We start from the raw sequence: 25733 nt of genomic DNA on the forward strand, positions 1-25733 counted from the left end.
ACACGTGCAACCAGCAGAACTCAGTTCCGCCACCCAGGACTATCTGAAGACCATTTGGCAATTGGGGGAGTGGTCCCCGCAAAAGGTCACCACCACAACCCTGGCCTCTCGCATGGGGCTGGCGGCGTCCACGGTGTCCGAGGCGCTCAAGAAGCTGACCGAGCAGGGCATGGTCACGCGACCGTCCTACGGTGTGGTCGAGCTGACCGATGAGGGGCAAGCCATTGCGGTGAAAATGGTGCGCAGGCATCGCCTCTTGGAGACGTTTTTGACCACCAAGCTCGGCTACGCGTGGGATGAAATTCACGACGAGGCCGAGGTCCTCGAGCACGCAGTATCGGAGAAGTTCCTGGATCGGATCGATGCGTTGCTGGGGCATCCGGCTGCGGATCCGCACGGGGATGTGATTCCGTCACCGGCCGGAGAGATCGCCGCGCCCACTGCCGTGCAGCTGGCGGACGTGCGGGGGCCCGTGGCCGTTGAGGTGGTGCGGGTCTCCGATGACGATCCCGCAACGTTGCGCTATTTGGCCGGTGTGGGCGTGGTGCCGGGTACAAGGTTACGGGTGCTGCCGGATTCGGGGTTGCCGGGGATGGTTGCGGTGTCGATAGTGGCAGCCACCGCGGCATCCGTGGTCAGGATAGGCGTGCTCGCCGCGGAAGCGGTGTGGGTGACGCGAGTCTAGCGCCACCCCAACATCCCAGTCCCGAAAAATGCATTCCAGGGCCGCACAGAAGCAGTTTTGCGGACCGGAATGTCATTGCAGACTTAGGCGATCTCGTAGCGGCCCATGGTTATGAGCTCGTAGCGGCCGACTTTCAGCATGATGGACTTACAGGTGAGTGACAGATCATGGTTTTGATGGTGCCAACCAAGTAGCGTTATGACTCACACGACATGAGGGCTTCATCACCTGAGAGGAGAGCCATGCAGCATCCGCAAGTACCCGTTGCTGGCTCTGTTTTGCGTTGGGCCGCAAGAAGGTCGGACGTACCTCAGGGCGAGGTCGAAAGCAGATTCCCGCAGTTGAACCAATGGGAGCGGGGAGCTGCGGCACCGACATATGAAGAGCTACATGCTTTTGCCTCTTTCACACACACGCCGTTTGGATCCTTTTTTCTAGAAGAACCACCTGCGGAAAGTATGCCTATTCCCGATTTTCGGACTATGGGCAATGGCGATGTAGGCCCACCTAGTTCGGGCCTGTTGGACGTCATATACATTTGTCAGGAACGTCAGGATTGGTATCGGCAGTACTTAATTTCTCAAGAGATGAATCCATTGAACTTCGTGGGTTCCGCATCTATTGGTCAATCCATTAGTGATGCCGCGCAAGATGTTCGAAATTTTCTTGATTATTCCCTAGCCAGTCGCGAAATGTTTCGCGATCAGCGTGAAGCGCTCCGTTATCTTACACGGATAACCGAAGACCAGGGAATCTTGGTGATGATGAGCGGGATGGTTGGTGACTACACACACCGTCTTTTAGATCCGGTTGAGTTTCGAGGATTTGCATTGGTTGATGATCGCGCACCTCTGATCTTTATCAACGGTGCGGATACTCAGGCGGCCAGAATTTTTACGCTTGTCCACGAAATTTGCCATGTATTTCTCGGAGAAAGCGGAGTCAGCGACAGCTTTCTGCGGCCGCAAGGTCCGTCTAAAAATACCATCGAGCGGTGGTGCAACAGGGTTGCCGGCGAAGTGCTCGTGCCGTTGGAATCGCTTCGGCATGAGTTCCACGGTTCTCTCGATGTGTTAGATCTCGAACGGTTGGCCGGTCTTTATATGGTCAGCACGTTGGTGGTCCTCAACAGGCTTCACGATGGTGGATTGGTGGAATGGGATTCGTTTAGATCCGCATATAGCCGTGAGGTGGAGCGGATCGGGGGACTCCTGGGCAGAAAAAAGTCTCGTTCCGGTGGAAATTATTACAATGTCAAGCCATTAAGGGTGAGTCGCAAATTTGCCTCGGCGCTCATCAACGATACTCTGCGGGGACGTACACTGTATGGGACGGCCTATCATTTGCTAGATACAAAAAGAAGCGACATTTTCGACAGACTGGGCCGGGACTTGGGGATCATGTAGATGTACCTTCTGGACGCGAATGTCTTCATATCAGCGAAGCGACGTTTTTATCGATTTAAAGTGGTGCCGGGTTTCTGGGATTGGCTCCACCAAGCAAATATGAGCCGTGAAGTCGCGAGTGTTGTGAGCGTACAAAAAGAGTTGGAAGCTGGCGGAGACGACCTAACTGAATGGGTGAAACATCACAAGTCCCTATTCGAAATCCCCGCACGGAAGTTTGTTGAAAGTTCCACGGAACTGGCTCAGTGGGTTGTAAAGGGGGAGTATACCCAAGTCGCGCAACATCAGTTTTTAGCCGCCGCTGACTTCGAGCTCGTAGCTCAGGCTCTTGCTCTTGGAGCAACGGTGGTGACCGAAGAAAGACCGCAGCCTGGTTCAAGAAAAAGGGTCCTTATCCCTGACGCGTGCGATGCAATGGGCGTGCAGTGGACCGATCCGTTCACCATGCTCGAGAGGTGCGGAGCGAAATTTGTTCTCGCACCGGAATCGGATGCTTCCTTGTTCGGCTCTATGAGCTGTCCGAAGTAGCCGGCGAAACCACTGGGTAACCTGCCCCGATTCCGGTGCACACGCATGAATAATGGGGACCATGACCCAGGACGCATTCGGACAGTTGCTCGATACTTTGTACTACGGTGCGCTGGACAAGCGAGACCAAGGGACCAAGTTCGAACGGCTCGTACGGTCGTACCTGTTGGTGGATCGGGCTTACTCGTTCAGTAACGTGTGGATGTGGGACGAGTACCCGGACAAGGGCAACCGCACGGATACGGGTGTGGATCTGGTGGGACTCAGGTCAGCCACCGGTGAGAAAGTCGCTATCCAGTGCAAGTTCAAGGACCCCCAGGAGAAGATCGGTAAGTCAGATATCGATGGCTTCATCTCCGCCTCGGCCACGGGTGAGTTCTCTGATCGCATGTTGGTCTCCACCTCCCTGCAGGAGATGGGCAAGAACGCCCGAGATACTATCGAGCGGCTGGACCCGCCCATGATCACACTGGGTCTGGAGCAGCTGGCTGACGCGCCCATCGACTGGTCTCAGTTCAGCCTGGATCAGCCCGATCACATGGTCCGCACGGACGACAAGAAGGCACCGCGTCCCCATCAAATCAAAGCTATTGCGGACGTGGCCGCCGGCTTCACGGAACATGACCGCGGCAAGCTCATCATGGCCTGTGGCACGGGCAAGACGTACACCTCGCTGCAGATCATGCAGCAGCAGACCCCTCCGGATGCAACGGTGCTATTCCTGGTTCCGTCCATCTCCCTGCTCGCCCAGTCCCTCACCGAGTGGAAACGTGACGCGGACGAAGACTTCCGCGCGTTCGCCGTGTGCTCGGACGTCAGGTCGGCAAGAACACGGACGACGACATCTCCACAACCGACCTCGTGATCCCCGCGACCACCAACGCCGAGCGCCTCATGACCCAGCTGCGCGCCGCTCCCGGATTCGAGGGCCGCACCGTGGTCTTCTCCACCTACCAGTCCATCGAGGTGCTCTCCCTGGCCCAGGCGCTCGGCTTCCCGGACTTCGACCTCATCGTCTGCGACGAGGCCCACCGCACCACCGGCGCCACCCTTGCCGGCACCGACGAGTCCGCGTTCGTGAGCGTGCACGACCAGTCCTTCCTGCGCGGCGCCAAGCGGCTGTACATGACCGCCACCCCGCGCGTGTTCGACGAGAGCAGCAAGCGCAAGGCCCAGGAGAACTCGGTGGTGGTCGCCTCCATGGACGACGAGGCGCTGTTCGGCCCCGAGTTCCACCGCCTGGGCTTCGGTGAGGCCGTGGAGGGCGGGCTGCTCAGCGATTACAAGGTCCTGGTGCTCGCTGTGGACGAGGCCGCCATCACGCGCCAGTTCCAGGGCCTGCTCACCGACGAGGACGGCCAGCTCAACATCGACGACGTCGCCCGCATGGTCGGGTGCTGGCAGGGCCTCTCCACGCGCGGCACCGGCCGCGAGGGTCAGGACGACGACGCCGCGGCGTCGCCCCGCGGCGGCGTCGAGCCGATGCAACGGGCGGTGGCCTTTGCGGCGAACATCCTGGAATCGCAGCGGCTCGCGCGGATGTTCGAGCGGGTGAGCGAACAGCTCACCGAGGACAACCCGGAGGAGTTGCTGCTGGCCGCCGAACACGTGGACGGCACGATGAACGTCGCGCAGCGCAGTAGCAAGCTGCGCTGGCTCGAAGCGGAACCGGAGACGAAGACCTGCCGGATCCTCACCAACGCGCGCTGCTTGTCTGAGGGCGTGGACGTGCCCAGCCTGGACGCCGTGCTGTTCCTGAACCCGCGCAACTCGCAGGTGGACGTGGTGCAGTCGGTGGGCCGGGTGATGCGCCGGGCCAAGAACAAGGACTACGGCTACATCATCCTGCCGGTGGGGATCCCCGCGGGGGCCACCCCGGAGGTCGCGCTCAAGGACAACAAGAAGTACAAGGTCATCTGGTCCGTGCTCAACGCGCTGCGCTCGCATGACGACCGCTTCGAGGCCATGGTCAACCAAATCGATTTGAATCAAAACCGGGACGATCGGCTGGAGATCATTCCCGTCACCGTGGACGACGACTCCGTGGTCCGGGTGCCCGGTCCCGAGCAGGGGGAGCAGGGGACGCTGGACCTGGACTTCGGCGGGGTGCATGAGTGGCGGGACGCGATTTACGCAAAGATCGTGCAAAAGGTGGGCGACCGCGAGTACTGGGAGAACTGGGCGGGAACCATTGCCGAGGTCGCGGCCAAGCACACCGAGCGGATCGCCGCGCTCGTGCGGCAGGACCCGGCGCCGGAGGTCGAGCGGGAGTTCGCGCGCTTCGTGACCGCCCTGAAGGCGAATCTGAATGACGGGATCACGGAGTCGGATGCGATCTCGATGTTGTCCCAGCACCTGATCACCAAACCGGTATTCGACGCGCTGTTCGAGGGCTACGACTTCGCCGCGCACAACCCGGTCTCCCAGGTCATGCAGCACATGCTCGACACGCTGGAGGGCAACAACCTGGAGTCGGAGACGGCCGTGCTGGCCGGCTTCTACGACAGCGTGCGGCGCCGCGCTTCGGGGATCGACAACGCAGATAGCAAGCAGCGGATCATCACCGAGCTCTACGAGAACTTCTTCACGAAAGCCTTCCCCAAACAGGCCGACGCGATGGGCATCGTGTACACGCCCGTGGAGATCGTGGACTTCATCCTGCGCTCGGTGGACGAGCTGGCCCGCCAGCACTTCGGGGCCGGGCTCACCGATGAAGGCGTGCACGTGCTGGACCCCTTCACGGGGACCGGCACATTCATCGTGCGGTTGCTGCAATCCGGGATCATCACTCCCCACGACCTGGCCCGGAAGTACGCCGAGGAACTGCACGCCACCGAGATCATGCTGCTGGCCTATTACATTGCGGCGATCAACATCGAGGCCACCTACCACGGCGTGCAGGGCGGGTACTACGTGCCGTTCGAGGGTATTGTGCTGGGCGACACGTTCCAGATGTCCGAGGACAAGGACGTCATCGACTCTGCGGTGTTCGTCGGGAACAACACCCGGGCACAGAAACAGCTGGGCAGCGATATCCGCGTGATCGTGGGCAACCCGCCGTACTCGGTGGGTCAGACGAGCGCGAACGACAACAACGCAAACCTGGCGTATCCGTCCCTGGACGGGCGGATCCGGGATACCTACGCGAAGCTCGGCAGCGGGCAGAACAAGAACAGCCTGTACGACTCCTACGTGCGCGCCATGCGCTGGGGCACCGACCGGATCGGTGATCGCGGCGTGCTGGCGTACGTGACCAACGGCGGGTACATCAATGGCAACTCTGCCGACGGTATTCGGAAGTCGCTGGTTAAGGACTTCGATCATCTGTACGTGTTCAACACCCGCGGCAATGCGCGCGGGGCTGGTGATCTCCGCAAGAAAGAAGCGGGCAACGTCTTCGGGGGAGGAAGCCGTACGACGGTGGCCGTGCTGCTCGCGGTCAAGGACCCCGCCCACACCGGTGACTGCGAGCTGCATTACCGGGACATCGGGGACTACCTCTCACGCGGGCAGAAGTTGGAAATCATCGACTCCGCGGGATTGAACGGCGATGATTGGCAGACCATCACTCCGAATAAGAAGGGGGAGTGGCTTAACCAGTCCTCCTCTGCGTTCCAGGAGTTCGCGCCGTTGGGGGACAAAGGAAAACGTCTGTCGCAAAAGGCCATCTTCAATACCTTCACACGCGGCTTGGAATCGGGCCGTGACGCGTGGGCCTATAACTACTCCAATACGCGCCTAAACAATGACATCGAGTTGATGACCCAGAGGTATGACTACGCCCGAAATGCATATGCTGCTGCTCCTCGAGTAAAACGCTCCCAAGAAGATGTTGCTTATTGGCTCAAAGCTGATCCGCAGTCTGCTGACCCCACGAAATTATCCTGGTCGCGGTCCCTGCGGCAGCTCGCAGCCAAAGATCGAGCGCTTGAACTTTCACCTCAAGCTTTGCGGACGGGTATCTATCGCCCATTTTCGAAGCAGAATCTTTACTTCGCACCCGGCTACAACCATGAGCGCAGCCAGTTACCGTCCATGTTCCCGACTTCGCAGCACGAGAACTACGGGTTTTACGTCGTAGGTGCTGGGTCCGACAAGCCGTTTTCGCTGCTTGCAACAGATACCATCCCTGACCTTGCAATGTGGGGCAGTAGCAGTGGTCAGTTCTTCTCCCGCTACACCTACGAACCGCTCGGGGACGCAAGCCCCGGGGAACTGGACCTGGGGCTGAAGGGGGAGGGGGGCGACGTCGTCGGCGGGTATCGCAGGATCGACAACGTGAGTGACGATGCGTTGGCGCGTTACCGGGAGGCGTTCGGGGAGGGCGTGAGCAAGGACGACATCTTCGCGAGCGTGTACGCGCTACTGCATTCGCCGCAGTACCGGGAGACGTTTGCGGCGGATCTGAAGCGGCAGTTGCCGCGGATTCCGTTGCCGGGGTCGGCGGAGGATTTCCGGGCGTTCGCGGAGGCGGGGCGCAGGCTCATGGGGCTGCACGTCGATTACGAGTCCGTCGAGCCGTATCCGCTGGTCGAGGAGCACAGCACGAATGATGAGTCCGATCCGGACTTCTACCGTGTGACCAAGCCGCGGTACGGCGGCAACGCCCGCTCGAAGGACCTGTCGACGATCGTGTACAACGCGAACGTGACGCTGCGCGGCATCCCGGACGAGGCACACGAGTACATGCTCGGGGCGCGCTCGGGCCTGGACTGGATCATCGATCGGTACCGGGTGAAGACGGACAAGGCGTCGGGAATCGTGAACGATCCCAACGACTGGGCTGCGGAGCACGAGGACCCGCGTTACATCGTGAACCTCATCAAGCGTGTGACCACTGTGAGCGTGGAGACCATGGGGATTGTGGCGGGCCTACCGGAGTTGGAGCTGGGGTGAAGCCGGGGCTGCTCAACGATGCGGTCTTCTGTTCTGTCTGTAATACCCGACGGGACAACATGTCCCCCAGGGGTCGAATTCGGGTATACTCAAAGGCATCACGACCGGTTCCGCCCATTGGGTCCAGGGCCGGTCCTCATTTTGTCCCGGAGCTGCTCCCAGTGAGGATGCGCGGATGAAAAAGTCAACCGGTGCCCCCAGTGAAGGGTTCCTTCCCGGCAAGCTGTTCAGGACGTACGAGGAGCAAGTTGAGCTTCTCGAGTCTCGCGGCATGGTGGTGGAAGATGCCGATTGGGCCATCAAAGTACTGCGACGCGTCAGCTATTACCGGTTGAGCGGTTACTGGTACTCGTTCCGGGAGTTCAAACTCGATGGCTCTGGCCGCGGGGACACCTTCAAGGCTGGCACCACATTCGGGGATGTCCTGGCGCTCTACGACTTCGATGTCAGGTTGCGAGCAGTGGTTTTCACCTCCCTTGCACCCATTGAACTGAGCATCCGGGCCCTTCTTGGCCACGAGCTGGGAAGAATAGATCCGCAAGTGCATTTTCGGCCGGAATTGCTGGGGCCGACGGCGCGGAAATCAGGTACGGCCACAGCTTCGTCCAGATTCACGAATTGGTCTCAAAAATACGAAAACGAGCTAAATCGTTCTCAAGAAGATTTTGTAAAGCATCATCGAGAAAGGTACGGGGGCCAACTGCCGGTTTGGGTGGCTGTCGAAATCCTGGACTGGGGAAAGATGACGCACCTGTATGGCTTGTCACCGAACGCAGTTCGGGACGCCATTGCTGCTGAGGTTGATCTGACTGCGGCTCAACTAGATTCTTGGCTCAAAAGCCTGAATATCGTGCGCAACTATGCGGCTCACCACGGAAGGATGTTCAACCGCGTCTACGCCTTGAAACCTAAATTGCCGGAGAGTGGTAGAAAGCCGGAGCTGGCCTCTCTTGAATCCTTGAAAAATCGCACGTTCGCGCAGCTCGCCTTGATCCAGTTCTTGTTAACGCAACTGAAGGTGGGTGATTCAAGACTTATTCCTGCGGTTATGAGATCGTATCCGGACGTGAAAATCGTACCAATCTCACGGATGGGGGTTCCAAACGGTTGGAACACCCATCCACTTTTTGCGTGAGTTGATGTGGGGAGGTGGGGGTGGGGAGTGCGCCGGCGAGCTGGACCTGGGGGTGAAGGGTGGTGCCGCCGTGGAGAGACCCGGCCCTTCACGATGCTCTTCAGCCGAGGACGTATCGGGCCGCTGACGTCGATCACCACCCCGGCAAAACCGAACGTCTGCGTCGGATCGTGTGACGTCCTGAGCTCAAGCACCTGGGCGTCCTGGTGCCACCAGAAGTCGTAAATCATGGACTGCGATCCGTAATCGGCCTCCCAAGGGCCGGACCCGTGTCGAGCACGTAGATCCGCGATGACCTCACGCCGGCCCCAGCAGGCCCATGGGGCGCCTTCTGCTGCGCATGAGAGCCGGGCCCGCGGAATGATCTTCGAAGTTACCCTGGGCGGGTTCCTCGCCGACATGAATGAGATACCGCCGTAGAGCATCAACGGTGAAGCCGCGGGACCCGAGGCGGGTGGATCAGTTCTGCCGGGGGCTAGACCGGTCATAAGGCAGCTGTCTAATATGGGCAGTCCCAATGTTCGAAGTATTCAGAAGGAGTTCCTCGTGGCCAACAATCTCTTTTCCCGCTCCGCGCACGACCTAGGCGCAGCTGCCTGGTTCGGTGGCTCGCTGATGGGCGCCGTCGGCCTCAATGGGGCGGCCGCGGCCGCTAAGGACCCGAAGGAACGTACCCGGCTGTCCACCATCGGCTGGGCGAAATGGACCCCCGTGCAGACCGGCGCCTTGATGGCGCACACGATCGGCGGCGTCGGACTGATTCTCGGCAACAAGGCCCGCCTGGCCAAGCAGAAGGGCGCGAGCAGCAATACGGCCGTCAAGACCGCCGTCACCCTGGCCGGTATGGGTCTGACGCTGTACGCGGGCGTGCTGGGCAAGAAGGTGGGAGAGCTGGCCGATCAGGGAGCCGAAGGCGTCACTGAACCGCGAGCCGGTGCGTCTGAGGAGCTGAAGAAGGCCCAGAAGCAGCTCAAGGTGGTGCAGTGGTTGATTCCCGCGGCAAGCGGCACGGTGGTCGTGCTGGGCGCCCAGCAGGGTGAGCAGCAGCGCCCCAGCAATTTGGTGGATGGCATCTTCAACCGCCGGTGATCACCCCCGCTGCTTCAAGACAATGGGCAGGGGATCGAGTCGGCACCCGTGATCCCCTGCCCTGCATGTCATGAGAGGCAGAAACTTTTACCCAATCACCGAATCCACCAGCGCCTTGGCCTCCTGCTGCACCTGCGCCAGGTGCTCGGCGCCCTTGAAGGACTCGGCGTAGATCTTGTACACGTCCTCGGTGCCGGAGGGCCGGGCGGCGAACCAGGCGCTCTCGGTGGTGACCTTCAAACCGCCGATGGCCGCGCCGTTGCCCGGGGCCTCGGTCAGCTTGGCGGTGATGGGCTCACCGGCCAAGGTGTCCGCGGTGACCTGCTCGGCGGAGAGCTTTTTCAAGGCGGCTTTTTGCTCGCGGTTGGCGGGGGCGTCGATGCGCTCGTACACCGGATCGCCGAATTCTTCGGTCAACTCCGCGTAGCGCTGCGACGGCGTCTTGCCCGTGCGCGCCGTGATCTCCGCCGCCAGTAAAGCCAGGATGATGCCGTCCTTGTCGGTGGTCCACGTGGACCCGTCCATCCGCAGGAAGGATGCGCCCGCGGACTCCTCGCCACCGAAGCCAATGGAGCCGTCCATCAGACCCGGGACAAACCATTTGAAGCCCACCGGCACCTCAACGAGTCGCCGCCCCAGCGACTCAGCCACGCGGTCGATGATCGACGACGACACCAAAGTCTTGCCGATCCCCGCATCTGAGGACCAGCCCGAACGGTTGCGGTACAAGTAATCGATCGCCACGGCCAGGTAATGGTTCGGATTCATGAGCCCTGCATCCGGGGTCACAATGCCGTGCCGGTCCGTGTCCGCGTCATTACCGGTCGCAATGTCGTACTTGTCGCGGTTACCGATCAACGAGGCCATGGCGTTGGGGGAGGAGCAGTCCATGCGGATCTTCTCGTCCCAGTCCAGAGTCATGAACGCCCACTGGGGGTCCACCTCGGGGTTGACCACGGTGAGGTTCAGCCCGAAACGCTTGCTGATCTCCTCCCAGTACGCCACGGAGGCGGAACCCATGGGATCCGCGCCAATGTGCAGACCGGATTCCGCGATCACGTCCAGGTCGATGATGGACGGTAGATCCGAGACGTAGGAGTCCAAGAAATCGTAGCTGCCGGTGGTCGCCGCGGCTTGGGCGGCCTCGTGCGAGACGCGCTGCACGCCGTCGAGCCCGGCCTCCATGAGCTCATTGGCGCGCGCGGCGATCCACTCGGTGGCATCCGAATCCGCGGGGCCGCCGTGCGGGGGGTTGTACTTGAAGCCGCCGTCGGCCGGCGGGTTGTGGGACGGGGTGATGACGATGCCGTCCGCCTGCTCGTCCGCCCCGGACGCGTTGTACTTGATGATCGCGTGGGACAGCGCCGGGGTGGGCGTGAAACCCTCGCGTGAATCCAGCAGCACGGCCACTTCGTTGGCCGCGAGCACCTCGAGCGCGGTGTCCTGCGCGGGCCCGGACAACGCATGCGTGTCCTTGCCCATGAACAGCGGGCCGGTAATGCCCTGCCCCGCGCGGTACTCCACGATCGCCTGCGTGATGGCCGCGATATGCGTGTCGTTGAAAGAGGTCTTGAGTGAGGATCCGCGGTGCCCGGACGTACCGAACGCCACTCGCTGATCGGGATCACCGGTGTCAGGTACGCGGTCGAAATACGCCGCGATCAGCTGATCGATGTCCACAAGGTCACTGGGTTGGGCTACGGTGCCCGCACGGTTCGCCATACCCCAAACCTACTCGGGAAACCCCCGCCCGTCAGTGACACGACGCAATGTTCCGTTCGATGGCGCTCACGCGGACGGCGGGTCCGTGGGCGGGTTCAGTTGCGCGGCCAGGGCCAGCAGCCACGCCTCCGACGACGCCGCTCCCACCAGTTGCACACCCATGGGTACCTCGCCGGGGTAGTCACCGGATTCCGGTTGCGTCCACACGGTGGGAACGGTGATTGCCGGGAGCCCCACGACGTTGACGAACGAGGTGTACGGGGTGTACTGACACTGCCGCATGTAGTCGAACTCTGCACCTTCGGGGTCGGTCATGTCGTAGCCCTCGAAGAACCATCCAATGGGCCGCGGTGGCATGGCCAGGGCGGGGGTGAGAATCATGTCGTACGGGGCATATTGGGCAATGGTGTCCGCCTCGAAGACCCGGATGGCGCTCACGGCGTCCGCCAAATCCACCGCCGAGCGATCCAGCGCCGCGGCGCGGAAGTGCCGAGCCAGACCGGTGAGCTGAGAGTCCTGCCCTTCCGCCAAGGGGACCTGCCCCACCGCTGTCGTCCACAGCTTGAAGAACGAGTCCGCGTAACCCGGTGCGTAGCTGGTGTCGGCATCCTCAACGTGGTGCCCCAACGCCCGCAGCTGACGAACTCCCTCGGCCAGTGCCAGCTGCGCCTCGGGCGACACCTTGATGTCGTAGGTGCCCTCGAAAGGAGACGCCGTCGACACTCCGATCCGCAGCGGTCGGTCACCCCACGGGTCGTCCCCTGCCAGCGCGCGGCTGACCACGGACGTGAAGGAGCGCTCCGGTACGGCCGTCACCGGCCGATGGATTGCGGTGTGACCCGGTGTGGAACACAGCACGTCCATGAGAAGGGCTGCGTCCAAGGCGGTGCGCGTAATGGGGCCGTTGACACCCAGCTGCCCCACGTTGCTCAGGGCGTCGTTGCTCGGTACGCGTCCGCGATTGGGCTTGAGCCCGATCAGGCCGCACGCGGCCGCCGGAATCCGGATTGAACCGCCGCCGTCGGAGCCTATGGCACCGGACAGCACCCCGGAGGCCACCGCCGCCGCCTGACCTCCCGACGACCCTCCCGGGCTGTGCCGCGGTGAATGTGGATTGCGCGCCGGCGGAAATATCCTGTTCTCGGAATAACAATTGAGCAGTAACTCCGGCACCTGCGTTTTACCCAGCAGCACCGCCCCGGCGGCCTCCAGGGTCTGCGCGAGGGGCTCGGAGTCCGTGGCGATCGGGAACTCGCCGTCATCGTCACGGCTGATGAGACTCCCGAATGTCGTGGGCATGCCCGCCACGTCGTGCCCGTCCTTCAGGGCCGTGGGCACGCCCAGTAACGTGGGAAGCTCGGACCGGTCCGACGAGGCCGACGCCGCCGCGGCCAGTTGTTCATCCGCCTCACGAGCCCGTTCCAGGGCGCCTTCGCTGTTAACGTGAATGAACATCCCCAGGGACTCATTGAGTTCATCGATGCGTTCGAGTGAGGACCTCACGGTGTCCTCGCTACTGACCTGGCCGTTACGCAATGCCAGGACGGTCTCGGTGAGTGTCGGATAGTGCGCCACGGTGCTCCTCGGCGGGTTGTCGTACTCTCAGCCTTCACCTTTTCACAGCAATAACCACTGGGAAAGGTTCCTGTCCCCGGGGAAACGGGGTGCGGCGAGGGGGATCACAGGGTGGAGCGCGGCGTCTCCGTGCGTTCGCCGGAAACCGTGGCGGGTGTGGCGCGCTTCCTGAGCGTGAGGTTACGGCGAACCAGGGGCCAGAAGACGGCGAGGACGGCCACGGCAACCAGGCTCGTCCACACCTGGGTTCTGCTGGAGTCACCGGAGAACAACATCACCACCACGATGGCCACCACCGCCACGACGACAGAGACCCCGAGCCAGGGATGCAGCCACATTTTGAGTTTGAGATTGGACACTTCTTCCGGGCTCATCCTCGACCGGAGCCGCATCTGCGTAATGGCCACGAACACGTAAACGAACAGCGCGACCAGGCCCGCCGAGTTCATGATGAAATCGAGAATTCCGGAATCCGGTGCCACGAAGTTCACGATCACCGCTGCGTAGCCGCCCAACGTGGATGCGATAACCGCCACGACGGGTACGCCGTTCTTGGATTTACGTGCAACGATGCGTGGCGCAAGGCCCTCGCCGGCCAGCGCGGAGAACATGCGGGCCGCGGAGTACAACCCGGAATTGAGAACGGAACACACCGCCGTGAAGATCACAATGCTCATGATCAGATCGGCACCGGGTAAGCCGAACAGGCCGAAGACATAGGCGAAGGGCGCCGTGACCTCGGGGTCGGGCAGCTCGTTCCAGGGAACGATCGCCACGACCAAGAAGATGGAACCCACGAAGAACAGCAAGATGCGCCAAATAATCGTCACGGTGGCCTGCCGGATTCCCTTCGAGGGGTTCTCGGACTCAGCGGCTGCCATGACGGCGATCTCGGTTCCGAAGTAGGCGAAAATCACCACGGCGACACCGGCAATGACCGCACCAGCACCCTGCGGGGCGAAACCGCCGTGCTGCCACAGGTTCGGAAGGGAGAAGTCCGCGTTGGGCCACAAACCGAACGCGAACATCGCTCCCACCACGAGGAAGACGATGATCACCGCAACCTTCACGCTGGCGAGCCAGAATTCCACTTCGCCGAAGGACCGAACCGAAATGAGGTTCGTGGCCGTGAAAATCATGATGAGAATGAACGACATGAGCCAGAGCGGGATCCCGGGGAACCACCCGCTCAGAATGGAACCGCCCACGACGGCTTCGAAGGCGATGACGCCCACCCAGAAATACCAGTCGAGCCAGCCGACGAAGTATCCCGCCCAATCACCCAGGCCCACTCGCGCGTATTCCATGAAGGAGCCCACGGTGGGGCGTGCGGCGGCCATCTCCCCGAGCATCCTCATGGCGAAGAAGACCAATATTCCGCCCAGCAGATACGAGAGCACCGCGGCCGGCCCCACCATACGGATCACGTTTCCGGAACCGACGAACAGGCTGGCTCCGATGATGCCACCGAGGGTGATCATCGTGACGTGGCGGTTGCGAAGAACCTTGTGGGTGATGGCCGGGGCATCATCACTACCACCCGTCGCCGGTGACCGATGCTCGCCCCATGGGCTCGATCCCGAGCTGCCGGGGGGTGATGATCGGTGCAGTGAGCTTTCGTCAGACATGTGGTGCCCTTTAACAGAAGAAGCTGCGGCGCCTGTTTGGTGGAATTAACTGAGTGAGTTTTACCACAGCTTTCTGCGCGCCCGTAATAATCGCGACATGCAACCTCCGTGGCTGACGTGCCCAGATGACCAATCGGCGCCGTCGGCGGGGCGGGGAGCAGGAACGGGCGGCCACCGGATCACCTGTGACCGCCCGTCGTCAGAGCGCTGGATCAGTTCGAATCAGGCGCCGACCTCTTCAATGGCTTTGGCGAATACCCGCAGGCCGTCGCGCAACAGGTCGAAGTCGATGACCAGCGGCGGCAGCAGACGCACATTGTTGCCAAAGGTGCCGCAGGTCAGGATGACAACACCCTGCTCGAGGCACTTGGCGGCGATCTCTTTCGCCGCGTCAGCGTTGGGCTTCTTAGAACCGGGCTCCACGAACTCGAGCGCCATCATGGCGCCGCGCCCGCGCAGCTCGCCCACGATGGGCGAGGACTCGGCAAGGTCGCCCAGCTCTTCCTTGATGATCTTCTCGATCTCCAAGGCGCGCTCCTTCAGGCCCCACTTTTTAATGGTCTCAAGGGCGCCCAGGGCTGCCGCACACGCGACGGGGTTGCCGCCGTAGGTGCCACCCAACCCGCCGCCGTGCACGGAGTTCATGATCTCCGCGCGACCGACCACGCCGGACAGCGGCATACCGCCGGCGATGCCCTTGGCGAAGGTCACCAGGTCGGGCTCGATGCCATCCCACTCGGAGGAGAACCACTTGCCGGTGCGTGCTACGCCGGCCTGGACCTCGTCGGCCACGAACACGGCGCCGTTGTCCTGACACCACTTGGTCAGGGCCGGCAGGAAGCCCTCGGCGGGGACGATGAAGCCACCCTCACCCTGGATGGGCTCGATGACCACTGCGGCAACGTTCTCCGCACCGACCTGCTTCTCGATCAGCAGCAGCGCGCGCTCGGCCGCTTCCTGACCGGTCATGCCGTCAGCGTCGCGGAACGGGTAGGACATGGGAACGCGGTACACATCGGATGCGAACGGCCCGAAGCCCTGCTTGTAGGGCATGACCTTGGAGGTCATGGCCAGCGTCAGGTTGGTGCGACCGTGGTACGCGTGGTCGAAGACGACCACCGCGGTGCGCTTGGTGTACGTGCGGGCGAGCTTGACCGCGTTCTCCACTGCCTCGGAACCCGAGTTGAACAGGGCCGCACGCTTGTCGAAGGAGCCTGGAGTCAGCTCGGCGATCTTCTCGCCGAGCTCCACGTAGCCCTCGTAGGGGGTGACCATGAAGCACGTGTGGGTGAACTTCTCCACCGCGTTCTTGACGTTCTCCACAACCTTGGGTGCCGAAGCGCCCACGGAGGTCACGGCGATGCCGGAGCCCAGGTCGATCAGCTGGTTGCCGTCGACATCCAGGATCACGCCACCGTCCAGCTTGTCCGCGTACGCGGGCACGGAGGATGCCACGCCGGAAGCAATTGCATTGCCGCGACGCTCCGCCAGTTCCCGGGACTTGGGGCCCGGGACGGCGGTCCTCAGGTCACGCTTCTGCTCCAGCGTGTATTCGATGTCAGCCATAGTTGCGTTGCTGTCCTTTCACAGGTCAAAAATTGGAGGCCGGATCAGGCCCAGGGAGAAGGCAGACCCATGTACTGGGTGGTGGTGTACTCGGCGATGCCCTCGGCGCCGCCCTCGCGGCCCAGACCGGATTCCTTGACGCCACCGAAGGGGGCCGCAGCGTTGGAAATCACGCCCACGTTCATGCCCAGCAGGCCATATTCAAGGCGCTCACCAATGCGCAGTGCGCGGGAAATGTTCTCGGTGAACACGTAGGACGCCAGTCCGTACTCGGTGGAGTTGGCGAGCCGAACGGCGTGATCTTCGTCCTTGAAGGTGATGACCGGAGCCACGGGGCCGAAGATCTCCTCGGTGAATACGCGGCTGTCCTCGGTCACGCCGGTGATCAGCGTGGGCTCGAAGAAGTAGCCGGCGCCGTCCACGGCTTTGCCGCCCACGGCAATGGTCGCGCCCTTTTCTTTGGCGTCCTCGACCAGTTCGGCGACGCCGTCGCGGGCTTTCTTCTCGACCAGCGGGCCCACGTCCGTGCCGTCTTCCAAACCGTTACCGGTCTTGAGAGCCGCGAGCCTTTCCCCGAACTTCTTGGAGAACTCCTCGGCCACGGACTCGTGCACCAGGAAACGGTTGGCGGCGGTGCACGCCTCACCCATGTTGCGCATCTTGGCGGCCATGGCGCCCTCGACGGCCTTGTTTAGATCGGCATCCTCGAAGACGATGAACGGACCGTTGCCGCCCAGCTCCATGGAGGTGCGCAGCACGCGGTCCGCGGCGGTCTTCATGAGCTGCTTACCCACCGGGGTGGAGCCGGTGAAGGAAACCTTGCGAAGGCGCGGATCATCCATGATGGGGCCGGACACCTTGGCGGCGGAGGCCGAACACACCACGTTGAGGACACCTGTGGGAATGCCGGCCTCGATCATCAACTTGGTGAAGTACTGGGAGGTCAGCGGGGTCAAGCGCGCGGGCTTGAGGATCATGGTGCAACCGGCTGCCACGGCGGGGGCGACCTTACGGGTGGCCATGGCCAGCGGGAAGTTCCACGGGGTGATCAGGAGGCACGGGCCCACGGGCTTGTGGGTCACGATCATCTTGAGGTTGCCCTCGGGGGTGTCCGCGTACCGGCCGTAGTGGCGGGGTGCTTCTTCGGCAAACCAGCGCATGAACTGATTGGCGTAAGCAACTTCACCGCGGGACTCCTTGAGCGGCTTACCCATTTCCAGGGTCATCAGCGTGGCGAGTTCCTCGGTGTGCTCCTTCACCAAGTCGTACGCGCGCATCAGAATGTCCGAGCGCTCCCGGGTGGAGGTTCGGGCCCAGGACTCCTGAGCGTTTGCGGCGGCGTCCATGGCCGCGCGGGAATCGTCCTCGGTGGCGGAGGCCAAGGTGGCAAGGACATCGCCGGTGGCGGGGTTTTCGACATCGAAAGTGCCGCCGTCCGAGGCGTCGCGCCATTCGCCATTGATCAACAAACCCGTGGGAGTACCCTCAAGCAGTGCAGAAATGTTCTCTTGGTTAGTCATATTGTGCCTCTCTCGCAGTTCCCTCTGAAGAACTGGGCAGTCGAAGGTGCTTGGACGCCATGTCCCTGGGTCCATGGTATGCCCCGGAGCAAGTCGTGACTCGCCTTATTTCTGGCGGGCTTCGACCGCCGCCACGAGGCGGGGTTCGGCGTCAGCTCCGGGCTCGATACCGCGCGGAATGCGGACCATGAAGACCAGTCCGAGAACCCACCAGAAAGCAAAGATCACGTAGGGGGCGGTCCCCAATCCGGCCGGCATGCCGGGGATGTACAGAACTGCCAGCCCGGCGCACAGCACGACCGACAGAATGCCGATGGCTGTCCCGCCGTTGCCGCGACCACCAATGCGGAAGGGGCGTTCCATGTCAGGCTCGCGTTTGCGCAGGATCACGAACACGATCGAGACCAGCAGGTAGGCAATCACAATGGAGGGTGAGCCCGAATCCACCAGCCAACCCAGCATCTCCTCGCCGAAGAACGGTGCAATGAAGGAGAGAGCACCCACGAAGATCAGAGCGTTGACGGGCGTTCCGTGTCGGGGATGGATCGTGCCGAACCAACGGGGCAGCATGCGGGAGTTGCCCAGCGCCCACAGCAGCCGTGAAGCACCCATGAGCAGGGAGTTCCACGACGTCAGAATGCCCGCTAGACCGCCGGCCAAGAGCAGGTTGGCCATGGCCTGGGAGTTGAACACGGCACCCATGGCATCCGCCACGGCGATGTCCGCGACCGCGAGTTCCGCAACGGGAAGAGATGCGGACGTGGCGAGAATAACGGCTGCGTACCACACTGTTGCGAGCAGAACGGACGTGATGATGGTGCCGCCCAGTTTCTTGGGGGACAAGTTCATTTCCTCGGACACCTGCGGGATCACATCGAAACCGACGAACAAGAACGGCACGACCACCAGGACCAAGAAGAATCCACTGATGCCGTTGTCGAAGAACGGTTCCATGTTGCGCGCGGAACCGCCGGAGAACGCGCCGAAAATCATCATGAGGCCTACCAGTGCCAGGAAGATGATCACGAAGATCTGGACGGTCGAGGCCTGCTTCACGCCGCGGATGTTGATCCACGTGATGATCACCGCGCACAGAGACCCGAGCAGGGCCCAGGTGAGGTTGACCTCGAATCCGGCCACGGTCCACAGCGGAATCTGGCTCAGGTTCGGAAAGATGTACTCCACTGTTCGCGGGACGGCCACGGCCTCGAACGCCACAATGGTGATGTAACCGACCGTGATTCCCCACGAGCCGATGAATGCCCAGCGCGCACCCATGCCGCGCAGCAGATAGTTGTGCTCACCGCCGGCCGCCGGCATGGCGGCCACGAGCTCGCCGTACACCAGTCCGACCACCGCCATGATGGCACCGCCGGCCACCATGGCCAGCGCGGCACCCATCGTTCCGGCGTCGTCGAGCCAGCCACCGGTCAGGACCACCCAGCCGAAGCCGATCATGGCTCCGAACCCCAGGGCGATCGCGTCTATCCGGCCAAGGACTTTCTTGAATCCCCGCTGGTCTGCGTGCGTCATAAAAGAGTCCTATCGAACGAGTATCAAAGTTGGCTTTCTCATTGTGTCGTTCAAAAGGCTCACCTGTGTTTCTAGCAGTGACATTGCGTGGTGCCCGGCACCGCGCGGCTACGCGCCGACGGCGACACCGCTGGCGACGTCGCGGGGGACCGGTGCCCCGTCAGAGAATAGGTCTCCGGCCACTTCTGTTGTCAGGCGGCGTGATTGCAGTGTGCGCAGGTGCAGTTTTCACACGTGCAGTTCTCGCACGTGCAATTGGGTCCGCAGTTCTCGCAGTTGCATACGGACTGGTCAAGGGGTGCAGTGGTCATGGTGGTGCTCCTTGGTGTGTGGGTGGACGCCCAAGAAAAGGTCCGCCGCGTCCGAATAGGGGGACGGGGCCCCGTTACCTCGGTCGTCATAGCATCATCCTGATGCAGGAGACTCTCGATATCAAGACTCCTGGGGTTCGCTGCGCTGCGGAACCATGACTCTCGCCCTCGGTGAACTCTGTTCGCCAAAACCGGTGGGAGGCATAACCTAGGGGTATGGCTTACGCAACAATTAATCCCGCCACTGGCGAAACCGTAAAAGAGTTCCCCACCGCATCGGATCAGGAGATCCGGGACGCCGTGAAGCGTTCGGGTGAGGCTTACAAGTCCTGGCGCGACACCCCCGTTTCGGAGCGCGCCCAGCTCATGCACAAGCTGGCCGAGCTGTATCGCGAGCGCAGGCAAGAGCTCGCAAAAATTCTGACCGGAGAAATGGGCAAGCCCAAGGCCCAAGCCATCGGTGAGGTAAAGCTCGTTGCCGCGATCTATGACTACTACGCGGATAATGCCGAGGGCTTCATGGAGGGCCGCACCCTGGAGCCCTCCACGGGTGGCCAGGCTCGCGTGGTCCTGGAATCCACGGGTTCCCTGTTGGGCATCATGCCCTGGAACTTCCCGTACTACCAGGTGGCTCGTTTCGCAGCCCCCAACGTGATGCTGGGTAACACCATCCTGCTCAAGCACGCCGGTAACGTTCCCCAGTCCGCCCTGGTGCAGGAAGAACTCTTCCGCGAGGCGGGCTTCCCGGAGGATGTTTACATCAACATCTTCGCGTCCAGTGATCAGATCGCGGACATCGTGATCCCGGATCCGGTCGTGCAGGGTGTGTCGCTGACCGGTTCGGAGCGCGCAGGGTCCTCCGTGGCCGCCACTGCGGGTAAGCACCTCAAGAAGGTCGTGCTGGAGCTCGGTGGTTCCGACCCGTTCATTGTGCTGGACGGGGAGAACTTGGACCGCACCGTGAAGCACGCGGTCAGGGGACGCATGTCCAACAGCGGCCAGGCGTGCACCAACTCCAAGCGCTTCATTGTGTTGGAGGACGCCTACGAGTCCTTCGTGGAGAAGTTCTCGCAGGCAGTTCAGGGCATCGAAGCCGGTGACCCCGCGGACGAGAACACCTTCCTGGGCCCGATTAGCACCGTGGGTGCTCGCGACGAGATCATGGAGCAGGTCCAGGACGCTATCGACAAGGGTGCCTCCGTACTGGCCGGTGGTAAGAAGATCGACCGCGACGGCGCATGGATGGAAGCCACCGTGCTCGCTGACGTGACCCCCGAGATGCGCGCCTACGCCGAGGAGATCTTCGGCCCCGTGGCCGTGGTCTACAAGGTCAAGGACGCTGACGAGGCCATCGAGCTCGCCAACTCCTCGCCCTTCGGCCTGGGCGGCTCCGTCTTCGGTGCCGATGAGGCCGCCGCTCTGGACATCGCCAAGCGCGTGGAATCCGGCATGGTGTACGTCAACGAGACCACCGGTACCGCCCCGGATCTGCCCTTCGGCGGCGTCAAGCGTTCCGGTGTGGGCCGCGAGTTGGGCCCCTTCGGTATCGAGGAGTTCGCCAACAAGAAGCTGCTGCACACCCCCGCCAAGAAGTAAGGCAGGGTTGACCGTTCCCGGACGGTGGACAGACGACAACCGCCCCCGCACCCACCACGGTGCGGGGGCGGCGTCGTTGTCGCGAGAACCTTTGTAGACTCATGTTTCGGCCACCGCACAATGAGGGAGATCCATGTCAAGCAACGGCCAGTCCAAGGCTGAGCTGTCCGATCAGGACCTGGAGCTCATCAGCCTGCTGCAGTGGGCGCCCAGAATCACCTGGGGTGAAGCCGCCGAGATCTTGGACGCCCATCCCACCACTCTGGCCGGGCGGTGGGAGAAACTGCGCAGCTCCGGGGCCGCCTGGATCACCGCTCAGGTCAATCTCAACGACCCCAGGAATCTCCTGTCCTTTCAGGAGGTCTCGTGCAACACCCAACAGTGGAACGATGTCGTCAAAGAACTCGTGGCCATGCCCGAGGTGCTCTCCGTGGAAGCCTTCGGCCGGGAACCGGACCTCGGTCTCACCGTGGTCAGCCGGGATCTGCCCTCGCTGTCACGCATCATCGAGGAGAAAATCTCCCGGGTTCAGGGTGTCGTGAAGATCCACAACATGATCTCCACCAAACTGCACCGTGCCGGCGACAAGTGGCGTCTGGACAGGCTCAGTGACGATCAACGCCGGGCGGCGCAGGCCTGGGTGGCGGCCGAACAGGAATCATTGCCGGTCAGCAGTACGCCGCTCAGCGAGGATCACCGTCCCGTGATCGAGGCTCTCATGCTCGACGGTCGTGCAAGTGCGGCCGAGATCGCCCGCATCACGGGACTTCACCCGGCCACCGCCCGCCGTTACCTGCACAAGGTGCTGGCCTCCGGGTTGTTGTCGATCCGCTGCGACCTGATCCAGGGGTTCTCCGCCACACCGATCACCGCGCAGTGGTTCACCCGCCTGGACGCGAATCAGCACGAAGCCGCTGCGGAGGCTCTTGCCCGGGATCCGCGCACTCGCGTGGTCACGTCCATCACGGGGCGCGCCAACCTCATGGTGGTCATGTGGCTGCATTCCGTGGGGGAGATCCTGGAGGCCGAACGGGCCATCCAGTCCGCGGTCTCAGGAATCGAGATTCAGGAAACGGTGGTCTCGCTGCGCCCCATCAAACGCATGGGCTGGGTTCTGGATTCCGAGACCCACGTGGGTAAGAAATTCATCTCGCCCCGGTTGCACCTCAGCTGACCTCGCGCCGGTAGCGGATCTGGGCGCCCACAACGGTGGTTTCGACCACGGTGTCCTTGACCGCGCGGTCATCCTCCGAGAACACGTCCCGGTCCACCACCACGAAGTCCGCGAGCAAACCCGGCGCCAAGCATCCCTTGAGGTTCTCCTCGTAGGAGGCGCGGGCCACGGCGTGGGTGTAGTAGTACACGGCCTCCGGGCGGGACACGGTTTCCTGCGGCTGCCAGCCGTCCGCCGCGTCCCCGTGGCGGGTGCGCGTGATGGCCGCGTGGATGCCCTGGAACGGGTTGGGGTCCTCGACCGGTGCGTCCGAACCGAACACGAGCTCCGCCCCGGCGGCTCGCAGACTGTTCCAGCCGTAGGCAATCAGGTCACGACCATCCAGGAAGTCGTTCATGGGAAGGTCCGCGGTGCAGTGCATGGGCTGCATGGACGCGGTGACACCCAGCTGACGGAACCGCGGTACATCACCGCGCTTGATGTACTGGGCGTGCTCGATCCGCTGACGTAACCCGAACACCCGGGACATGGCCTGGTGGGTCTCGAAGGCGTCCAACACCTCGGTGGCGGCCTGGTCACCAATGGCATGCACCGCGGTGGCAATACCGGCGCTTGCGGCCAGGTGGATCCAATGGTCCAGTTCGTCCCGGGTGGTCACGGCCATGCCGTGATCCTCCGTGCCCGGCCACGGATCCGACATGTGGCACGTGTGTGAACCCAGGGCACCGTCCGCGAAGAGCTTGAGCGGGCCCATGGAAATCCATTCGTCTCCCGAGGTAGAGCGGATGCCGCGGTTGATGAAGTCCAGGATCTGTTCCTGGCGCAGTATTTTGTGAACACGAACATTGAGCTCACCGCGCTCGCGGAGCTTTTGATAGGCGGAGAGGCAATCGGCGCCGTCGATGTCGTGAATCGAGGTGATGCCCCGCTTGAGCAACTCATGCTGGCCCGCGGGCAGGTAATCATCGATGTTGCCGGAGACATCCGACTGCATCAGGCCGTCACGAATGGGAATGCCCGCGGCTTCACGGATGATGCCGGTCAGCTCCCCGTGGTCGTCGCGCTCGTAGGTGCCGCCGTCCGGGTCCTTGACGTTGCGGTCCAGCCCCAGGGTCTCGAGGGCCTTGGAGTTGAGCCACAGCGTGTGCCAATCCAGTGACCCCAGGGCCATGGGGATGTCCGGGCAAATGCTGTCCAAACTGTGCTTGTCCGGGAACACCGGAACATCCCAGCCATTGGCATTCCACTGACCGCCGAAGATCCACGTCTTCGTCTTGTCCTGGCGGGCCCGGTCCACGAACGGTTTCAGCAGCTCCAGCGCAGCCTGCAGCGACGTGCAAGCCCGCAGATCCGGTTCCGTGATGGACCGCGAGTAAATCGCGGAATGAATGTGTCCGTCGCCCATCCCCGGCATCACGTATCGACCCTCGAGGTTGATCCGCTCCGTACGCGCGGGCGCCATGTCCGCGAGTTTCCGATAATCACCCACGGCCACGATGCGGTCCTCGGAGGTGAGGATGGCATCCGGGTGGGGCATGTCACGGGCGAGCCACGTGGACCGGGGCGTCCACCCCGTGGCCGGATTCATCGCGTGGACTGTGGCGTTGTGGAACAAACGAAACATCCGTGGGACTCCTGGAGACAAACCGTTACGTGGCGGTCAAAGGTCGATGTCCGATCCTATCGGAGCGGAGCTCGGGCCCACCGTGTGGGCTTAGCCGTCCGGCATGACCTTGGAGCGGTCGACCACCACGTGCACCACGGCGGGGACGCGGTCCTCCTGTACGGCCGTCATGGCTTCGCCAATGACTCGCTCGATGTCGCCGTTGTTGTCCAGACGGGCACCGTACCCGCCGTAGCCCTGGCCCAGGACACCGAAGTCGGGGTTCTCCAGCTGCGTGCCGGAGATCCGGCCCGGGTAGCGAGTTTCCTGGTGGGACCGGATGGTGCCGAACTGAGAGTTGTCCATGACCAGGATCAACGGGTGCGCACCGAATTGTTTGGCCGTGGCCAGTTCCTGGCTGTTCATGAGGAACTCGCCGTCGCCGGCGATCGAGAAGACAAAGCGATCCTTGTCCTGCAGCGACAGCGCCACAGCGGCGGGAACCGAGTAGCCCATGGTCCCGTTGCGCACGGAGAACTGGGACGGATAGAAGGAGTTCGGGAAGTACCGGTGGCCCCACGCCGTGTGGTTACCGGAACCGAATGTGATCTGGGTGTCCTCGGGCATGCGCTTGAGGACCTCTGCCATGACCAGGGTCATGTCGGCGGTGCCCTCCGCGTTGGTGCCGGTGTTGTCGGGGATCCGGGAGACCTCTTGGTGCGCCGCCACTGCGGGGTCACGCCACGAGGACCAGTCGGGATGCTCGCCCAGATCGAGATCCGCCACGGCGTGGCCGAAGGCCACGGGGGATGCCAGGATCTGGCGGGTGACCGCACCGGAGTGCTGACGCAGTGATGCGTCGATGTTGACGATCCAGTTGGTGGCATCCGGTTCCTGGCGGACCGTGAACCCGTCGGTGGGGATGTCGGACAGGGTGCCGCCCACGAGAACCAGCAGATCGGCATCTTTCAGGACGGCCACCGATTCCTCGGTGCGACGGTAGCCGAGCTCGCCCGCGTTGACGGGGGAGTTGCCCGGGATGCGGTCCGCGGCGCGCCAATCGGAGATCACCGGGATACCGTTCTTCTCGGCGAACGCGGTGACCTGCTGGGAGGCCACGGCATTCCAGCGGGGGCCGCCGAGCAGCAGCGCAGGGCGCTGCGCCGTGGAGAAAGCGTGCGTGAGGTCGGCCAGTTCCTGATCGCTCACGGAACCCTCGGTCACGGGGATGCGCGGCACCACCGGCCGGTCCACCATGTCGGTGATGACGTCTTCGGGAAGGCCTACCACCACGGGTCCGGGACGGCCCGACGTCGCGGCGAAGAACGCCTCCGCCACGACCTCGGAGGCGCGCTCGGCCTTGTCCAGCACGAACACACGCTTGGTCTGGGTGCCGAACCAGGCGTACGGGTCCAACTCCTGGAAAGCTTCCTTCATACGGTGGTCCAACGGGATCAACCCCACGAACAGCACCAGGGGAGTGGAGTCCTGCCACGCGAGGTGGATCCCCACGAATGCGTTGGACGCACCGGGCCCGCGAGTCACCATGGCGACACCGGGGCGGCCGGTGGCCTTGCCCACTGCCTCCGCCATGTACAGGGCGCCGCCCTCCTGACGGCACACCACGTTCTCGATTCCCGAGTTGTACAGGCCGTCGAGCACGTCCAAGTAGCTTTCACCGGGCACGGAGAACACACGTTCCACACCGTGGTGCTTGAGCGACTCAACAATGAGATGGCCGGCTGACTGTTCGGTCATTACTACCT

Annotated in this window: 17 protein-coding genes; 9 read left to right on the forward strand and 8 right to left on the reverse strand. The window is 62.6% G+C overall.

What is annotated here, in order from left to right:
* Window positions 1–4: 4 nt before the first annotated feature.
* The 7 genes from ABEA06_RS05170 to ABEA06_RS05200 all read left to right on the forward strand — a co-directional run bounded on the left by ABEA06_RS05170 (window position 5) and on the right by ABEA06_RS05200 (window position 9739).
* On the forward strand, window positions 5–685 hold the full coding sequence (locus tag ABEA06_RS05170; protein WP_345310802.1) for a metal-dependent transcriptional regulator: 681 nt from the start codon (window positions 5–7) through the stop codon (window positions 683–685).
* A 242-nt stretch (window positions 686–927) separates the two neighbouring features.
* Window positions 928–2091 carry an ImmA/IrrE family metallo-endopeptidase gene (locus tag ABEA06_RS05175; protein WP_345310803.1) on the forward strand — a complete coding sequence of 388 codons (1164 nt, stop codon included), beginning with the start codon at window positions 928–930 and terminating at the stop codon, window positions 2089–2091.
* Complete coding sequence (locus tag ABEA06_RS05180; protein ID WP_345310804.1) at window positions 2092–2619, forward strand: DUF4411 family protein; 528 nt, start codon at window positions 2092–2094, stop codon at window positions 2617–2619. It begins immediately after the preceding gene.
* A 61-nt stretch (window positions 2620–2680) separates the two neighbouring features.
* Window positions 2681–3484: a restriction endonuclease gene (locus ABEA06_RS05185; RefSeq protein ID WP_345310805.1), complete on the forward strand. Its 804-nt coding sequence runs from the start codon at window positions 2681–2683 to the stop codon at window positions 3482–3484.
* On the forward strand, window positions 3424–7515 hold the full coding sequence (locus ABEA06_RS05190; RefSeq protein WP_345310806.1) for a type ISP restriction/modification enzyme: 4092 nt from the start codon (window positions 3424–3426) through the stop codon (window positions 7513–7515). The genes ABEA06_RS05185 and ABEA06_RS05190 overlap by 61 nt, the downstream gene beginning before the upstream one ends.
* Before the next feature lie 175 nt (window positions 7516–7690).
* Window positions 7691–8650, forward strand: a complete 960-nt coding sequence (locus ABEA06_RS05195; protein ID WP_345310807.1) for an Abi family protein — start codon at window positions 7691–7693, stop codon at window positions 8648–8650.
* A 546-nt stretch (window positions 8651–9196) separates the two neighbouring features.
* Window positions 9197–9739: a hypothetical protein gene (locus ABEA06_RS05200; RefSeq protein ID WP_345310808.1), complete on the forward strand. Its 543-nt coding sequence runs from the start codon at window positions 9197–9199 to the stop codon at window positions 9737–9739.
* Window positions 9740–9826: 87 nt separating this feature from the next.
* On the opposite strand, the gene pgm is transcribed toward ABEA06_RS05200, so the two are convergent.
* The 6 genes from pgm to ABEA06_RS05230 form a co-directional block, all read right to left on the reverse strand.
* Window positions 9827–11461 (reverse strand): phosphoglucomutase (alpha-D-glucose-1,6-bisphosphate-dependent), encoded by a 1635-nt coding sequence (gene pgm / locus ABEA06_RS05205; RefSeq protein WP_345310809.1) that lies wholly within the window; start codon window positions 11459–11461, stop codon window positions 9827–9829.
* A 66-nt stretch (window positions 11462–11527) separates the two neighbouring features.
* A complete protein-coding gene (locus ABEA06_RS05210) occupies window positions 11528–13036 on the reverse strand; it encodes an amidase (RefSeq protein ID WP_345310810.1) in 1509 nt (502 codons plus the stop codon).
* 104 nt (window positions 13037–13140) lie between these two features.
* Window positions 13141–14517 carry an amino acid permease gene (locus ABEA06_RS05215; RefSeq protein ID WP_345310811.1) on the reverse strand — a complete coding sequence of 459 codons (1377 nt, stop codon included), beginning with the start codon at window positions 14515–14517 and terminating at the stop codon, window positions 13141–13143.
* A 369-nt stretch (window positions 14518–14886) separates the two neighbouring features.
* The gene (gene gabT, locus ABEA06_RS05220; protein ID WP_345310812.1) at window positions 14887–16230 is read right to left on the reverse strand and encodes a 4-aminobutyrate--2-oxoglutarate transaminase; all 1344 of its coding nucleotides are present in this window, start codon (window positions 16228–16230) and stop codon (window positions 14887–14889) included.
* Window positions 16231–16274: 44 nt separating this feature from the next.
* A complete protein-coding gene (locus ABEA06_RS05225) occupies window positions 16275–17750 on the reverse strand; it encodes an NAD-dependent succinate-semialdehyde dehydrogenase (RefSeq protein WP_345310813.1) in 1476 nt (491 codons plus the stop codon).
* A 105-nt stretch (window positions 17751–17855) separates the two neighbouring features.
* Window positions 17856–19283, reverse strand: coding sequence for an APC family permease (locus ABEA06_RS05230; protein WP_345310814.1), 1428 nt, complete (start codon window positions 19281–19283; stop codon window positions 17856–17858).
* A gap of 527 nt (window positions 19284–19810) precedes the next feature.
* On the opposite strand from ABEA06_RS05230, the gene ABEA06_RS05235 reads away from it, so the two are divergent.
* Both ABEA06_RS05235 and ABEA06_RS05240 read left to right on the forward strand, forming a co-directional pair.
* A complete protein-coding gene (locus ABEA06_RS05235; protein ID WP_345310815.1) occupies window positions 19811–21190 on the forward strand; it encodes an NAD-dependent succinate-semialdehyde dehydrogenase in 1380 nt (459 codons plus the stop codon).
* A 133-nt stretch (window positions 21191–21323) separates the two neighbouring features.
* Complete coding sequence (locus ABEA06_RS05240; RefSeq protein WP_345310816.1) at window positions 21324–22364, forward strand: Lrp/AsnC family transcriptional regulator; 1041 nt, start codon at window positions 21324–21326, stop codon at window positions 22362–22364.
* On the opposite strand, the gene ABEA06_RS05245 is transcribed toward ABEA06_RS05240, so the two are convergent.
* On the reverse strand, window positions 22357–23988 hold the full coding sequence (locus tag ABEA06_RS05245) for an amidohydrolase (protein WP_345310817.1): 1632 nt from the start codon (window positions 23986–23988) through the stop codon (window positions 22357–22359). The genes ABEA06_RS05240 and ABEA06_RS05245 overlap by 8 nt on opposite strands.
* A gap of 90 nt (window positions 23989–24078) precedes the next feature.
* Entirely contained in the window at window positions 24079–25725 is a 1647-nt protein-coding gene (locus ABEA06_RS05250) for a thiamine pyrophosphate-binding protein (protein ID WP_345310818.1), read from the reverse strand.
* Window positions 25726–25733 lie beyond the last annotated feature (8 nt).

The sequence above is a fragment of the Kocuria gwangalliensis genome (genome assembly GCF_039544365.1).
Taxonomy (GTDB): Bacteria; Actinomycetota; Actinomycetes; order Actinomycetales; family Micrococcaceae; genus Kocuria; species Kocuria gwangalliensis.

Excerpts from the sequence above, each read along its gene's own strand:
- pgm (WP_345310809.1), bottom strand. The coding sequence starts at position 11,461 with ATGGCGAACCGTGCGGGCACCGTAGCCCAACCCAGTGACCTTGTGGAC.
- ABEA06_RS05235 (WP_345310815.1), top strand. The coding sequence starts at position 19,811 with ATGGCTTACGCAACAATTAATCCCGCCACTGGCGAAACCGTAAAAGAG.
- gabT (WP_345310812.1), bottom strand. The coding sequence starts at position 16,230 with ATGGCTGACATCGAATACACGCTGGAGCAGAAGCGTGACCTGAGGACC.
- ABEA06_RS05250 (WP_345310818.1), bottom strand. The coding sequence starts at position 25,725 with ATGACCGAACAGTCAGCCGGCCATCTCATTGTTGAGTCGCTCAAGCAC.
- ABEA06_RS05175 (WP_345310803.1), top strand. The coding sequence starts at position 928 with ATGCAGCATCCGCAAGTACCCGTTGCTGGCTCTGTTTTGCGTTGGGCC.
- ABEA06_RS05215 (WP_345310811.1), bottom strand. The coding sequence starts at position 14,517 with ATGATCACCCTCGGTGGCATCATCGGAGCCAGCCTGTTCGTCGGTTCC.
- ABEA06_RS05225 (WP_345310813.1), bottom strand. The coding sequence starts at position 17,750 with ATGACTAACCAAGAGAACATTTCTGCACTGCTTGAGGGTACTCCCACG.
- ABEA06_RS05245 (WP_345310817.1), bottom strand. The coding sequence starts at position 23,988 with ATGTTTCGTTTGTTCCACAACGCCACAGTCCACGCGATGAATCCGGCC.
- ABEA06_RS05180 (WP_345310804.1), top strand. The coding sequence starts at position 2,092 with ATGTACCTTCTGGACGCGAATGTCTTCATATCAGCGAAGCGACGTTTT.
- ABEA06_RS05230 (WP_345310814.1), bottom strand. The coding sequence starts at position 19,283 with ATGACGCACGCAGACCAGCGGGGATTCAAGAAAGTCCTTGGCCGGATA.
- ABEA06_RS05240 (WP_345310816.1), top strand. The coding sequence starts at position 21,324 with ATGTCAAGCAACGGCCAGTCCAAGGCTGAGCTGTCCGATCAGGACCTG.
- ABEA06_RS05195 (WP_345310807.1), top strand. The coding sequence starts at position 7,691 with ATGAAAAAGTCAACCGGTGCCCCCAGTGAAGGGTTCCTTCCCGGCAAG.
- ABEA06_RS05185 (WP_345310805.1), top strand. The coding sequence starts at position 2,681 with ATGACCCAGGACGCATTCGGACAGTTGCTCGATACTTTGTACTACGGT.